Below are 14223 nucleotides of genomic sequence, written 5' to 3'. Positions count from 1 at the left end.
TACCTAATAAAAGGGAGGTTCGTAAACTGAATTAGGCCATGTATAATGTATTATTTGAAAGTCGTCCTTACTCTTTGAGTCGTGAGATCATTGCACACACGGCTTCGTGAATTGTGTTGAGTTTATAACCCCGACTCTTTTGCGTAACACCAATTAGATCAAATTTCACGGCCCGAACATGCTGGAGAAAACGTTCCATCGAAGTGAGGCACGTCGTTAAGCCATTGCCACTCCCCCCTGCCGCAGCAACAGCAATCACAGGTTTCCCCTCAAAAAAGGTTTTTTCTTTCTTCTTCGCTTCGCTACGTCGAACGCGATCTAAGAAAGCTTTGGCGGATTCACTCATTTCTCCCCAATAAACTGGAGTAATTAAAACAAAGGCATCATAATCGGCTAAAGAGGCATGCAAATCTTGAAAATCGTCCTTGATTTGGCAAGTATGTTTTGAGCCACACGTTCCCCAGCCATTTCCACAGGCATGACAATTTCCAATCTGAAGTTTATTGAGATTAATAAGTGTCGCTTCTGCGCCCACTTTCTCTGCGGCCGCTTTAGCAGCTAAACCACAGCTTGCAGTTAAGCCTTCAATATTAGGGCTACTGGTCAAAATAAGCACTTTCATTTAATTCATTCCTTTTCTTATTTTAGGTTTTCTTTTTGGGTTTTTTCGAATGTTACTCCTTAAATCCCTGTGGATGACTGCTGTGCCAATTCCAGGCGGTTTCCAAAATCTGCTCTAGACGGTTCCATTTCGGCATCCAGCCCAGCTCTTCTTGCGCTAAATACGAGGAAGCTATCAAGACTGCAGGATCTCCAGCCCGTCGGGTACCTTTTCGCGCCGGTATAGGGTGTCCGGTAACACGACGCGCAGTTTCAATCACCTCTAAAACGGAGAATCCTTGACCATTCCCGAGGTTATAGATCCCACTTTTATGGGTTTTGCGGAGTTTGTTGAGCGCAAGTCGATGGGCCTGGGCTAGATCTAGTACATGAATATAATCCCGGACACAGGTACCATCCGAAGTTGGATAATCATCTCCAAAAATTGTGATTGATTCACGCTGTCCTAAGGCTACTTGGAAAATGAGTGGAATAAGATGAGATTCTGGATGATGATCTTCGCCGATTCCCCCCTTCGGATCAGCACCTGCGGCATTAAAATAGCGTAAAGCAACGAAATGAATTCCATAGGCTTGATCACACCAGCGGAGCATCTTTTCGATGGCAAGTTTTGTTTCGCCATAAGGATTTGTAGGTAGAGTCGGATCTGATTCTTGGATTGGGATGCGCTGAGGCTCGCCATAGGTTGCGGCCGTTGAGGAGAAAACGATTTGGTGCACTCCGTATTCCTTCATTTTTGTGAGTAAATTTAGAGTGGAGGCCACATTATTTTGATAATATTTAAGAGGATCAGAAACACTTTCGCCCACAAGAGAATCTGCAGCGAAGTGAATTACCGCCTCGATGGCGTGTTTAGCAAAAATCTGGTCTAAGAGGTTGGAATCGCGTAAATCTCCGACATAAAACCTCGGAGCTAAAACGGCTTTAGCATGCCCTTTTTCTAAGTTATCTAGAACGATGACCTCTTCCCCTTGCGCTTGAAATTCAGCTACAGTATGACTGCCTATGTACCCAGCCCCACCAGTCACCAAAACCGCCATGAAATTTCCTCCAGTAATCCGAAATAATTTAACAGAGTTAACTATTCATATCTCTAAACTAATAATTTCACGAACAAACCAATTATATATTACCATCTTTCGTGTCTCAAAAGGTCTTTATTTTATTATAAAGTGTTGCTAAGGAGATATTTAATGTCTGAGCCGCCTTCTTTTTTCCTTCGACAGATTCGCCATAACGTTGTAAAGCTAAACGGATCATTTTCTTTTCAAGCACGTCTAAAGGCATGAGTTCCTCAATATCCGCCACTTCAATGGCCTCCTGCGCTGAGCTGAGGATGGTATCAAGTTTTACCTGGAGGCGTTTGATTTCGGATAAATTCTCTTTTTCCTTAATGATATGCATCATTAGATTGGCCCCTTCCGCTTCCATGAGCGAGGTGTGACGTGATTTCAATTTCTCTATCCTTTGCTGCACCTCAGGTACCCCTGTCGCCTCGATAATGACGTCCATCTCTTGCTGACAAAACACTTCAATTGAGCTGCAGGTCTGAATCCCATCATGGCTGGCTATCATAATTCCGGGTGCTTTATCCGAAATATCACAAACCATTATAACTTCAACATGCTCAATCCCTCTTAAGATTTTATAGATTGACGTTCCTCCTTTTCCAGCACCGATAATCCCTACATAAACTCTAGAAGACACAGTAACTCCTCCCTCTTTTTCTCCTTTATAGATAATCAATATCAATTTACTTTATCCAATTATTCGAATATTCGGCACTTACAGACTACTATCCTTTCTATCATTAATAATTTATGCAAATAATAACACGAATAAGCTCTCACCCAGAGTCTTGGGCAAGAGCTTATTCGGATTACATATTGTTGTGTGTTAGCGGGCCGACTTAAGCTGACTAATAATTGTTTCACTGATTTTAGGGGGAACCTCTTCATATTTGAGGAACTCCATATTGAAGCTACCTCTTCCCTGGGTCAAGGATTTAAGGTCAATGGCATAGCGCATCATTTCCGATTGAGGAACATGGGCCTGAATCCTTTGATACTTACCGTCCGCTTCCAGCCCAAGAACTCTTCCCCGTTTACTGTTCAAATCGCCGATAACATCCCCCATGAATAATTCGGGGACCCATACCTCAACCTTCACGATGGGCTCTAGAAGCACTGGTTGAGCTAATTCTGTTCCCTTTTTAAACGCTAGAGTGGCTGCTAATTTAAAGGCCATTTCAGAGGAATCTACGCTATGATAAGATCCATCGTAAAGGATAGCCCTTAAGCCTGTCACCGGATATCCAGCCAAAATACCTTCCGTCATCGCTTCCCGGATTCCTTTTTCAACCGCTGGAAAATACTGTTTAGGTACGGATCCGCCAAATACTTCTTCCGCAAATTCAAACTCACCATCATTTAAAGGTTCAAGGGTTAACCACACGTGTCCGAATTGCCCATGGCCACCACTTTGTTTTTTATGCTTGCCTTCCACTTTAACTGGCTTACGAATCGTCTCGCGATATGGTACTTTAGGCACTCGTGTATTGACCGCAACTCCAAATTTACGTTGCAATTTCTCCATCAGAATCTCGAGGTGCATTTCCCCCATACCCAAAAGCAATAGTTCCTTCGTTTCTGTATTTTTCTTTGTGCGCATGCTTGGGTCCTCTTCTATTAACCGAGCTAGGGCGCTACCCAGCTTATCCTCATCACCCTTGCTTTTGGGTTCAATTGTAACCGCAAGTCGAGGTTCCGGAAAATCAATTCCTCTCAATTGCACTGGTTTTTCCTTGGCGCAAAGGGTTTCTCCTGTTCCTACTTCTTGAAGTTTAGCCACAACTGCGACATCCCCAGCCGCTATCATTGAAACTGGTTCCTGATTTTTCCCTTTGATCAAGAAAAGATTTCCTAATCTTTCCTCAGTATCCCGTGCAGAATTATAGATCATTTGATCCGTCTGAAACTTTCCTCCATAAACGCGTAGAAAGTTCATTTTGCCAACGTAGGGATCAGCAAGGGTTTTAAAGACTAGTGCGCACTTTTCCGTTCGGACTTCGGGAACAGGAGCATTTTTAGCGAGGAAATTGAGGAGGTTGGCTATCCCGATATTTTTAAGGGCAGAACCCGCTAAAACCGGAACAACAAGATTTTGAGCAAAAGCTTTGTTTAAGGCCTTTTGGAGTTCTTCGTCGCTTAAAGGCTGACCGTCCAGGTATTTTGTAAGGATTTCATCGTCAGCCTCAGCGACAGCTTCCGCTAACACATCCCGTAACTGCTCCATTTCTGCTTGATACTCTGGGGGAACGTCTTTTATTGTATATTTACCGCTCGCATTATTTTCATAGTAATACGCCTTCCGTGTGCAGATATCGATAACCCCTTGGAATTGAGCTTCCTGTCCGATCGGAATATGCAAAGGAGCAAAACGAGTCTGGGGAAATTTTCCTTTCAATTGATCTATGACTTTTTGATAATTCGCATTCTCACGCTCAAGTTTATTAATAAAAATAAGGCGGGGTAGCTTTTGTTCTTCCATCAGGTCCATGTGGATCTCCGTTTGCACTTCAATCCCTGAAACACCGCAAAGAACAAGCACCCCGCTCTCAACAACCCGAAGCGCAGATTTAACTTCACTCAGAAAATCCGAGTACCCTGGAGTATCCAAGATATTGATCTTAACTTCTTGCCATTCCACCGGAACATGACTTGTACTGATTGAAACCTTATGCTTAATTTCTTCAGGTAGCGAATCTGAAACTGTGTTTCCTTCCATAACCTTCCCCATCCGGGATATCGCGCCTGAGGTAAATAGAAAGGCTTCAGTCAAAGAAGTCTTTCCTGATCCACCGTGGCCGACCAGACAAACATTCCGCAAACTAAGAGTGTCATAATTCTTCAAGACAATCATCCTCCTTGACGTTTTATACAGAAAAGGTTTCCCTTTTACCTACTAATCGACGGAGTTTATTCAGTCTGAAGATAAATTGGTTTAAACTTCTACATTTTTATAGTTTTCGCTAAGCGTTTTTTCATATTGACCAAAAGCGATAGGTTGACCATGACGAACCATCAGCTTTCCCCGAGACCAGACGTTCTGAATCTCTAAGTTAGAATCTAAAACGACCAGATCAGCATCAAATCCCGTCCGAATCAGTCCTTTTTGCGGAAGCTGAAGTACAAGGGCTGGATTAGAAGTTATAGCTCGCAAGGCTACTTCGAGCGCAAGCTTATATTTTCTTACGGCTTCGCGAATATCTCTCCACAAGACACGCACTGAGCCAATTCCCATGCCCACTAATTCTCCTTTGTCATTATACTGAGGCATGCTCCCATTGCCATCAGAAGTTACGGTTACACGATCATTAAACAGTTTACGCTCAGATAAAAGATATAAGACATAAGGAACCTGAAGATCCTCTGGAAAATCATCACAACCTGCCGTAAAATCAATATTTCCACCGGATTTTAAGAATTCTATTCCTTGTTCCAATAAAGAATAAGTCCGATTCATATGAGTCGGCATGAATTGAATAATCGGAATCTCTGTTTCCTCTAAAATTCGTTGAATCGGCTCAATTCCTTTTTTCCCTTCGCCTAGGTGAAGATGGACAACCCCTGCCTTGCCACCGAGCATTCCGCCAACACGGGCTTCTGCTGCAAGGTGTTCGAGTTCGGCGATTTGAGGTTGGGCAGAGCGGTGATCGGAAATCGCGATCTCGCCAGCACCAATTACTTTCTCGTTTAGCACTAAATCCTGGCGTAGGTTCTTCATCAGAGTACGATTGGCTTGATAAGCGCCACTATAAATAAAGGTAGTCAATCCTTCGTTTTCGAGAGCTCTTGCCTTAATGTAAAGTTCCTCCATCGAGTGAGAGATAGCATCGGTACCTAAACAGCCAACAACCGTCGTGATACCCGCTTGGGTTAATTGCGAGAGTTGAATCTCCGGCGTCCTCGAACTCGGTCCAGCCTCTCCACCACCACCACAAATATGAACATGCGCATCAATAAAGCCAGGTACGAGAGATTGCCCTTGGAGATCAAAAACTTCACCCTCCACATACGAGGGAAGGGTTAAATCATTCCCAATAGCGGCAACCCGTTCTTCCACAATGAGAAGGTCATGCTTCTCACTCCGTTCTGGTGTATAGATCTGTGCATTCCTGATGAGTTGCCACATATTGACTCCCTCCAATTCGAGAATAGAATGTCCCGCTTGTTTCCAAAATATTCTTTATCAGAGGATCATTGTAAAGGTATTTCTCCATCGCACCCGCAAAATCCTGTTAACCCTCTTCTGTTTAGATAATTTTCTCTTGTCATTGATTCTCCACTCAGGGCATAGAGTTATACATAACCAGGACAACAAAAAGTGGAGGAAACGATGGCTAGACGCACTTTTGTCTATGGTGCAACAATTCTATTTGCCGCAAATCTTCTGAACCGAATTTTAGGGTTCATTTATCAATATCTCATCATGACACGTATTGGTGGCGAGGCCTATGGCTTATTTAATATGGTTTTTCCTGTTTATATGATGGCCTTGGTTCTCACCACTGCTGGAATACCCCTTGCCATATCGAAGATGGTTTCCGAAGCTCTTTCTTTGAATCGCTTAGCCCGTGCCCAACATATCTTTCGGTTAGCACTCACCTATTTAACGATAGCGGGTGGGATTGTGGCATTGTCGCTTTATTTTCTTTCGCCCTATCTTGCTCACCGCCTCTTCCCTGATCCTCGAGTTTTAAGGGTCTTTCTCGTTTGTACCCCCGCCATTTTTGTCGTTTCAATATCGTCAGCTTTTCGTGGCTACTTTCAAGGAAGCCAGAACATGCTGCCAACGGCGCTTAGTCAAATCTGTGAACAAATCTTCCGCGTCCTTATCGGTTTTTCGTCTGCCTTAATCCTATCTCCTCGCGGTGCAGAATGGGCTGCCGTCGGCTTAGCTCTTGGTATGTTAGTCGGCGAGTTTGTAGGTCTCTTGGTCATTTCGATTCTTTACAAGGCAAAAAAAATAAAGCTCTCGCAACAAGAACTCCCGACCCAGTCGGCCCAAGTCCTTAAAGAGCTTTTTACCTTATCCTCGCCGGTTACGGCAGGGCGCCTCATCTCCACCGGCTTATCCTCGTTAGATGCGATGCTCATCCCCCAGCGCTTACAGATCGCGGGGTATAGTGCTCGTGAAGCGACCACATTATTTGGACAACTCGGCGGATCGGCCTTTACTTTGCTGAGTTTTCCGAGTGTTTTCACCTTCGCCTTAGCAACCTCCCTTGTCCCCGCAATTTCAGAGGCCTCCGCTCGGAAACAATACCAAGTCGTTAAAGCACGCAGTAGCGAGGCCATTCGTTTAACCATCCTCATCGGTCTCCCCTGTTTGCTTATACTCTTTGATTCTGCGACTCCCTTAACTGCTTTCTTCAAAAGTGAAAATATCGCTCCAATTCTCAGGATTCTAACTTTAGGGGGAATCTTTTCCTATCTCCAGCAGACCACTACGGGCATTCTCCAAGGACTTGGTAAATTCTATCTACCGGTTATTCATTCAATCATCTCAGCCCTGCTGCGCATTCCCATCCTCTATGTCTTAACCGCTCAACCGACTTGGGGTCTGACTGGTACAGCTCTCGCCTATGTCCTTGGTTACTTGATCATGGCTCTCCTGAATCTCGGAGCGCTTATTCGCTATACAGGTATGGTGATCGATTTCCCGCGTTTTTTTCTCCAGCCCATCAGCGCAGGAATTGGCATGATGTTCCTTTTTCGCATGCTCAGTATTTTTACCCAGCCTTGGCTTATCTTAATTCAGATTTGCTTAGGCCTTGCCAGTTATTTAGCTATCCTTCTTTTGAATGGCGGGATTACCCCCGCGGAGCTTCGAAGAATACCCTGGGTTGGTAGATATATTCCTTATTAACTTTCCCACCAGCGTTTGATTTGAGCACCCCATTGCCAGTAACTTAGAAGTAGGGTAAATCCCGTGAATAAGAGTATCAGAATCTTATAAATGAAATAGACTTTTAACACGGTAAGTGAGGTCATAACGAGGGCAATGATTGCTGGTATGAAAAAAAGATGCTTCATCCGCTTATCTTTCCGTTTCAACTTTTCCGGGGAAGTAAAAATAAATACAAAGAGTAGGAAGTAAACCAAAAAAGCTCCAATAATCATGACATCTTCCTCCAATACCAGTTTAGAATAAAATCCCCCAGATTTTTTGTACAATAATCAATCCATATTTGGTTAAAATAATGATGTCTCAAGAACAGAGGAAAGGAAGTGCTTCATTTATGAGTCGAAGTAATCGCAATTCCGGCATTTTACCCCAATCTGTTTTGGACGATTTCAAATATGAGGTCGCCTCGGAATTAGGCTTAACCGACAAAATTCAAACCAAAGGTTGGGCCAACATGACTTCTCGAGAATGTGGACATGTTGGAGGGCGAATTGGTGGTAGTATGGTTAAAGCCATGATCCGCAGAGCTGAAGGAGACCTCAAAAACGGGTTATAGTTAAATTGAATTAGCGAAGGAGTACGGCATAACAGCAATACTCCTTCCTCTTTTTTAACTCATATTTTCAGTTTACGGTAATCCGTAAGATCAGAATGCATCGGTGTAATTGAAACGTATTCTTGTTGAAGGGCATAAAGATCAGTTTCCGGGTCGGTTTCCGGAGCTAAGGAACCGGCTTGCCAAAAATAGGATCGTCCACGAGGATCTAATCGATGTTCAAAGACATTATTATAAACGGCCTTACCTAATTTCGTAAATTTAACTCCCTTCCATTCATTTGCAGGAAGAGGAGGAATATTAATATTGAGCAGACCACCCTCGATGAAGTTATTCTGTTTCAGAAAATGATGGACAAAACGTGCTGCATCTTCATAATCGTCGCCATTATAGCCTGCCAAAGACACCGCAATCGAAGGAATACCTAATAAAACGCCTTCCATCGCAGCCGAAACCGTTCCTGAATAAAAAACGTCGGTGCCGAGATTAGGTCCATTATTAATGCCTGAAATAACGAGGTCTGGTCTCGGAATGAGCTCTCCTTGAAGCGCTAGTTTTACACAGTCAGCAGGATTACCTCGTACGGCAAACCCTTTGTGACCCTTCTTTTGTTGTTCTGTGACAAAAATCGGTTCATTAAGGGTGATCGAGTGTCCTGTTGCTGATTTTTGATTTTCTGGTGCAACAGTGGATACATCGAACGTTTCGTCCTCAGCAAGAACCTGCCAAAGGGTTTGCAAGCCCCTCGCATAAAAGCCATCATCATTGGTCAGTAAAATGCGCATTTTCATCCTCATGGTTAGTCCACCTCGTAGATAGAGATAACCATGCTTTCTTCTTTTTTTGTTAGTCCAAACATCAAATGGTGTTCTTTTAAATTTTTATTAAGAAAATCTACAACCTTATACATTTCTGGATGGGCATGAACCCGTTGCGTCGATATTAACTCCAGTTTCCCTTTTTCGTGTTCCATGATTTACCTCTTCTCCTGCTAAACCTAGTATACCCTTATTTATGCTCAATCAAAGAAAAGGCTTCGGCACGTGTAGCTTGGCTTGTCTTAAATATCCCCCGAACAGCTGAGGTTATAGTTCTGGAGCCTGGTTTCTTGACCCCCCGCATGGTCATACACATGTGTTCTGCTTCAATAACAACTAAAACTCCGCGCGGTTCTAACATAGCCATAACCGAATCTGCGATCTGGGAAGTTAAGCGTTCTTGAAGTTGCGGACGTTTGGCAAACCCTTCGACAACTCTAGCCAATTTCGAAAGTCCAGTAATTTTTCCTTTGCGGGGAATATAGGCCACATGAGCCTTGCCATAGAATGGTATAAGATGGTGTTCACACATCGAATAGATAGGAATATCTTTGACAAGAACCATCTCTTCGTGATCCTCTGAGAATTGAACTTGTAAATGCTGGCTGGGGTCTTCGTGTAATCCTGAAAACACTTCAGCATACATCCGTGCCACCCGTTTTGGCGTATCACGTAAACCTTCTCGCTCTGGATCCTCCCCAATCGCCTCCAGAATCATATGAACCGCTTCTTCAATCTTTTCCATGTCCATACCCAAGATGCCTTTCCTCCCCCATACTTCCAAAGTTTTTAGAATTATCTTGATTTTCTTTTTATTTTATCATTAATTATTTGAGTTTACGTGATTTATTTTATCATTTTCGACAGAAAAAGGAAACGGGGAGTTCGAAAAGAAGTTATAACGCGTCCATTGAGCTAAGAAAAATAAAGCGCCCTCTCTTCACTTGGCGTCATTGAAGAAATAGCGCTCCAGAACACAGGGCAAATTCTGCGACTAAGCCAATTTTAAAGACCGGTTAAAACAGTCGATAGCACGCTCATATTCTGAGCGTTGCTCATAAATATTTCCAAGCAAAGCCCATCCTTCAGGATGGTCAGGCTCGATTTTCAGTAAACGTCCCAGGGTATCGATGCCCGCCTCCCAGCTTCCTTTTTGAACATGGCAAACCGCCAAATTATAAAGAATTAAAGGATTTTCTTGCGCGATTTTTAATGCTTCTTGATAATATTCCGTAGCCTTACGTGACCTTCCAAGTTGAACCAAGGTATAGGCCATATTATTGAGTAGAATTGGATCGTTTTTACATAAAGAATATGCTTTTTCCTGAAAATGCAACGCTTCGAGAGACTGCCCCAGGTTTTGATAAACAGCCGCTAAATTGCAGAGAGCATCATAATGATCTGGTTCGTGCTTCAGCACCAACTTGAAATAATGAATTCCTTTCTTCAACTCATTGAGTTGAACATAGCAATAAGCTAAACGAGCCACGACGTCAGGATTTACCCCATAGCGAAGTGCCCGATCAAAACTAACCACTGCTTGAGCCATTTGTCGTAACTGGACATGGCTCTCCGCTTTCATTTCCCAATATTCCGCCCGGTGAGGTTTAATTTTGCAGCAGCCTTGATAGCAACGCAATGCTTCTTGGTGTTCCCCATGGTAGGTATAAACTGTACCTAACCTAAAGAGTATTTCTGAATTTTGGGGATTTGTCCGCAGCGCTTTATTTAAAGTTGCAATTGCCGCCGGCCAATCTCCTTGCTCCAATTCAATATTGGCTTCCATCTCCAAATATAGAGCATTCTGTGGCTCTTTATCTAAAGCATATTGGATCTTTCCCATCGCCTCAAGAATTAGACCTTGAGCCATATAGCATCGAGCCATCAAATAATAGATCTCTGCATTTTGGCCCTCATCGATCCCGATAAATTTCTCTAAGTAATCCCTAGCCTCTTGATAGACTTCATGTTCAATGAGACGTCGCACAATCTGAAGTTGAGGCCGATTGGATTCACTTTCAAGGAGCTGTAACCAACTTTTGATCGACTTTTCCAAGTTCCCAGAAAATATCCAACTCCAATTTTCGAAACGAGCTATCCAGGAAAATTTCCTTTGCCAAGAAACTTTCGGACTGGTTGTCAGAGGAAACATAAGGCGTCGCTCCTTTACTATATTTTAGTAAATAACTTCGCCTTATGGGATATTTTTCCTTTATTTACTTTGCGCGTTATTCCGTCAAAAAAGCACGTCTATTCTAACGTGCTTTGACATTTCTGGCAATATCCGAGAAATTTGAGGTCATGATCGACGACTTTAAAATGATTTCGCTTAAAAATTACAGCTTCCAACGATTCTAGAAGATCATCATCAAATTCAGAAACTTCCCCGCAATTTAAACAAATCAAATGGTGGTGATGATGTTCATTCTTGCGCGAGAATTCATAGCGACTACAGCCATCTCCGAAATCATTCTTTTGTAAGATCCCCAGCTCAGCCAATAAGTCCAATGTCCTATACACGGTTGCCAATCCCATATCTGGATACTCGTGCTTAACGAGTGAATAAACATCTTCAGCACTCAAGTGTCGAGCCGCATTGTCCATAAAAGTCCTTAAAATGGTTTGACGCTGAGGAGTTAATTTATAGGAATTATTTCGTAGCCGATCACAAATAACCTGATATATTTCTTGCTCATCCGCCATATTCCTTCCTCCTCATATATCCCACTTATCTTTATTATATTCCTCACATTCTATTTTGCAAAGAAAATCGCTTAATTTTAGTGAGTCACGAACGATCGAAAACCTCAAAGGCTGCAAATTTCAGATAATTCGTTTCCGGGCTTCCTAACAAAATTGGATGATCCTTCCCTGCTCTCCGGAATTCAATAAGACGGAGAACTTTTTTAGCATCGACCGCTGCTTTCGAAATCATCTCGAGAAACTCCTCTTCACTCAGATGATAAGAACAAGAGGCACTCACCAGAATTCCACCCGTCCTCACCAGCTTTAACCCTTGAAGGTTAATTTCCTTGTAACCTCGTAAGGCTCCTGGTAAGGTCTTACGGCTCTTAGCGAAAGCAGGAGGATCAAGAATCACGACATCCCATGACTTTTCTTCCTTTACTTGCTCCCTTAAATAATTGAAAACGTTCGCCTCAACAAACTCTGTCCGGTGTAAGAATCCATTTTGTAACGCATTATGACGCGCCATTTCGATCGCCCGTTCCGATATCTCAACGCAGGTTACCTTTTTTGCACCATAGTGACAGGCATGAAGCATAAACGAACCCGTATGGGAAAAGCAATCAAGGACTTCCGCTCCATCCCAAAACGGATTTTTAATTTCCTTTCCTTTTTTATCGAAGGGTACACCGTTCTGGAGTTGGATTCCTCTCCGTTCTCCCCAACCTTTCATTAACGGCTTTAAGAAAGCTCGATTTTCTCGCTGATCAAAAAAATATCCGGTCTTCTGTCCTTCTGCGACATCCACAGTAACTTTTATTCCATTTTCTTGCACTGTCACGACCGTGTCGAACGCTTCGCCCACAAATCCTGTTCGTTGTTCTAAACCTTCGAGTTCGCGAACTGCGACATCGCTACGCTCATAAATCCCACGCGGCTGAAATACCTCTCTCAAGGCTTGAAATAGCCATTCTCTTCGGCGGTCCATACCGCGGAATAAGATTTGAACCACTAAGATATCTTCATACTTATCGACAATAACCCCCGGTAAAAAATCAGCTTCGCCATAAATGACTCGGCAAGAAGTCACTTCTGGTAATAACCACTTTCTCCGTTGCCAAGCCTTATTCACTCGCTCATAAAACCAGGCGGGGTTGATCTCTTCTCGATGATAAGATAGGATACGGACTGCAATTTGAGAATTAGGGTTATATAATCCTTGAGCTAAAAAAAAGCCTGCATGGTTTAGAACCTCCACACAATCCTGCTCATCACTTGGATCGCCCTCGATTTTGGCAATCTCGCTTTTATAAATCCAAGGATGCCCTTGTTCTAGTCGTTTACGTCTGTTCTGAGTTAAGTACACTTTTACTTCGTTCAAGATTGGATCCTCGCTTTCACTGATGTAAGTTTCATTATCAAATATACTCTGAACCTAAAGATAAGGGAAGGCATGCTTCCCTTATCTTAACTCTTTTTATGCTATTTTGTTTTCTTCCTATTTTTACACTGAAAAAGTCTTAGGTCTATTCATGTCAAATAGGTTGTTTCTGGGATTCTTGCAAGCAGAGTTACGTTACAGATGCTCAGACGTACGCTCGCAGACCAAGCTAGGCATAACTGCTGGATGCAAGCGGCGGGATGTCCTTCCAATTAAAGACCTAAAAGCGTAGCTTCTCGCATAGAAGTGAACGATTTCGCGGGTGCAACCTAAAGGGCGAACAGTTCACTGGACTGTTCGGGACGCACAGGAGCGACGAACTTGCAGAAAGCAGAAGGGTTTGGCAAAGCTCCCACGGAAGCAAGTGTGCCAGCACCAGAGCGGCTAAGAGAACAGATGTGTGAGAAGCTACACGACCCAACCTTCTTCATCCTCTGATGATGCTACACCGCAGCATCAGGGTCTAATAACCATAAGGATACCCTCCATACAGTCCAGGGGGATACCCATACCCATAATATCCCGGATAAGGGTAGGGATAACCTCTAACCGGGGAAGTTAACGCACCCAGCCCAAACCCTACGCCGAGACCAAGACCGAAAGGGATGAACCCAAAGCCCATTTTCATCTCTCCTTTCATAAAATTAAAAGACCGCAGACGACAAGAATGATTGTAAAAACCATTCATTTGGATTGAGAAAATTCCCTATTCCATTATATGGTAGTTATGTCCAATCAGCCACACCCGTATGCAAATAACAAGGGCGTGTCCCTTAGGAACACGCCCTTGCCTCGAGACGATTAACTTAAAAACCTTAGTGGAAAAAGCGCTAGGAAAGGCGATCTCTTAAAACTTCCACAACTTCCTCTGCGCTTCGTCCTGAAGCATTAATGATCGGAACACGCAGATTCGCAGGAGACGCTAAAATGTCCGTACTATCCCCCTTGACAATGACGGCGCGGACATTAACAAGGTCATCCCCTTCAAGGGAAGTCGTATGGAATCCAGAGGCATGTAAGGCTTGAACAACGTTGGAAAGTCCTTCTTCAACTGCTACTTTTTTGTACATTTTCTCGACCTCCTCTACAGCTATTTTTTGTTCTCTTCCTTTATCTATACCGTTGAAAATTTC

The 14223-nt window shown here is 43.3% G+C and carries 16 protein-coding genes; 2 read left to right on the top strand and 14 right to left on the bottom strand.

The window, feature by feature from the left end:
• Window positions 1–67: 67 nt before the first annotated feature.
• The 5 genes from VM640_RS06200 to iadA all read right to left on the bottom strand — a co-directional run bounded on the left by VM640_RS06200 (window position 68) and on the right by iadA (window position 5814).
• Window positions 68–622 (bottom strand): flavodoxin family protein, encoded by a 555-nt coding sequence (locus VM640_RS06200; protein ID WP_325390554.1) that lies wholly within the window; start codon window positions 620–622, stop codon window positions 68–70.
• Window positions 623–674: 52 nt separating this feature from the next.
• A complete protein-coding gene (gene galE, locus VM640_RS06195) occupies window positions 675–1661 on the bottom strand; it encodes a UDP-glucose 4-epimerase GalE (protein WP_325390553.1) in 987 nt (328 codons plus the stop codon).
• A 106-nt stretch (window positions 1662–1767) separates the two neighbouring features.
• Window positions 1768–2328, bottom strand: a complete 561-nt coding sequence (locus VM640_RS06190; RefSeq protein WP_325390552.1) for a helix-turn-helix domain-containing protein — start codon at window positions 2326–2328, stop codon at window positions 1768–1770.
• A 189-nt stretch (window positions 2329–2517) separates the two neighbouring features.
• Window positions 2518–4533, bottom strand: coding sequence for an elongation factor G (gene fusA / locus VM640_RS06185; protein ID WP_325390551.1), 2016 nt, complete (start codon window positions 4531–4533; stop codon window positions 2518–2520).
• A 90-nt stretch (window positions 4534–4623) separates the two neighbouring features.
• Window positions 4624–5814 (bottom strand): beta-aspartyl-peptidase, encoded by a 1191-nt coding sequence (gene iadA / locus VM640_RS06180; RefSeq protein WP_325390550.1) that lies wholly within the window; start codon window positions 5812–5814, stop codon window positions 4624–4626.
• 204 nt (window positions 5815–6018) lie between these two features.
• On the opposite strand from iadA, the gene VM640_RS06175 reads away from it, so the two are divergent.
• Window positions 6019–7551 carry a putative polysaccharide biosynthesis protein gene (locus VM640_RS06175; protein ID WP_325390549.1) on the top strand — a complete coding sequence of 511 codons (1533 nt, stop codon included), beginning with the start codon at window positions 6019–6021 and terminating at the stop codon, window positions 7549–7551.
• Here the strand turns inward: VM640_RS06175 and VM640_RS06170 are convergent.
• Window positions 7548–7805 carry a hypothetical protein gene (locus tag VM640_RS06170; RefSeq protein ID WP_325390548.1) on the bottom strand — a complete coding sequence of 86 codons (258 nt, stop codon included), beginning with the start codon at window positions 7803–7805 and terminating at the stop codon, window positions 7548–7550. The two genes, VM640_RS06175 and VM640_RS06170, sit on opposite strands and share 4 nt — an antisense overlap.
• A 119-nt stretch (window positions 7806–7924) precedes the next feature.
• On the opposite strand from VM640_RS06170, the gene VM640_RS06165 reads away from it, so the two are divergent.
• On the top strand, window positions 7925–8146 hold the full coding sequence (locus tag VM640_RS06165) for an alpha/beta-type small acid-soluble spore protein (RefSeq protein WP_325390547.1): 222 nt from the start codon (window positions 7925–7927) through the stop codon (window positions 8144–8146).
• Window positions 8147–8205: 59 nt separating this feature from the next.
• Here the strand turns inward: VM640_RS06165 and surE are convergent, their stop codons facing one another.
• The 8 genes from surE to VM640_RS06125 all read right to left on the bottom strand — a co-directional run bounded on the left by surE (window position 8206) and on the right by VM640_RS06125 (window position 14160).
• Window positions 8206–8931, bottom strand: coding sequence for a 5'/3'-nucleotidase SurE (gene surE, locus VM640_RS06160; protein ID WP_325390569.1), 726 nt, complete (start codon window positions 8929–8931; stop codon window positions 8206–8208).
• Between the two features lie 14 nt (window positions 8932–8945).
• Entirely contained in the window at window positions 8946–9119 is a 174-nt protein-coding gene (locus VM640_RS06155; RefSeq protein WP_325390546.1) for a YpmA family protein, read from the bottom strand.
• Window positions 9120–9154: 35 nt separating this feature from the next.
• On the bottom strand, window positions 9155–9715 hold the full coding sequence (gene folE / locus VM640_RS06150; protein WP_325390568.1) for a GTP cyclohydrolase I FolE: 561 nt from the start codon (window positions 9713–9715) through the stop codon (window positions 9155–9157).
• Window positions 9716–9958: 243 nt separating this feature from the next.
• Window positions 9959–11116: a tetratricopeptide repeat protein gene (locus VM640_RS06145; RefSeq protein WP_325390545.1), complete on the bottom strand. Its 1158-nt coding sequence runs from the start codon at window positions 11114–11116 to the stop codon at window positions 9959–9961.
• A gap of 98 nt (window positions 11117–11214) precedes the next feature.
• Window positions 11215–11667, bottom strand: coding sequence for a Fur family transcriptional regulator (locus VM640_RS06140; protein WP_325390544.1), 453 nt, complete (start codon window positions 11665–11667; stop codon window positions 11215–11217).
• Window positions 11668–11752: 85 nt separating this feature from the next.
• Window positions 11753–13030: a class I SAM-dependent rRNA methyltransferase gene (locus VM640_RS06135; RefSeq protein ID WP_325390543.1), complete on the bottom strand. Its 1278-nt coding sequence runs from the start codon at window positions 13028–13030 to the stop codon at window positions 11753–11755.
• Between the two features lie 523 nt (window positions 13031–13553).
• Window positions 13554–13712 (bottom strand): hypothetical protein, encoded by a 159-nt coding sequence (locus VM640_RS06130; RefSeq protein ID WP_325390542.1) that lies wholly within the window; start codon window positions 13710–13712, stop codon window positions 13554–13556.
• Between the two features lie 208 nt (window positions 13713–13920).
• Complete coding sequence (locus VM640_RS06125; RefSeq protein ID WP_325390541.1) at window positions 13921–14160, bottom strand: YkuS family protein; 240 nt, start codon at window positions 14158–14160, stop codon at window positions 13921–13923.
• Window positions 14161–14223: the final 63 nt, after the last annotated feature.

The sequence above is a fragment of the Desulfitobacterium sp. genome, assembly GCF_035539115.1.
Lineage (GTDB): Bacteria > Bacillota > Desulfitobacteriia > Desulfitobacteriales > Desulfitobacteriaceae > Desulfitobacterium_A.
Note: the sequence above shows the minus strand (reverse complement) of the source record. Positions and strands in the feature narration are given on the sequence as shown.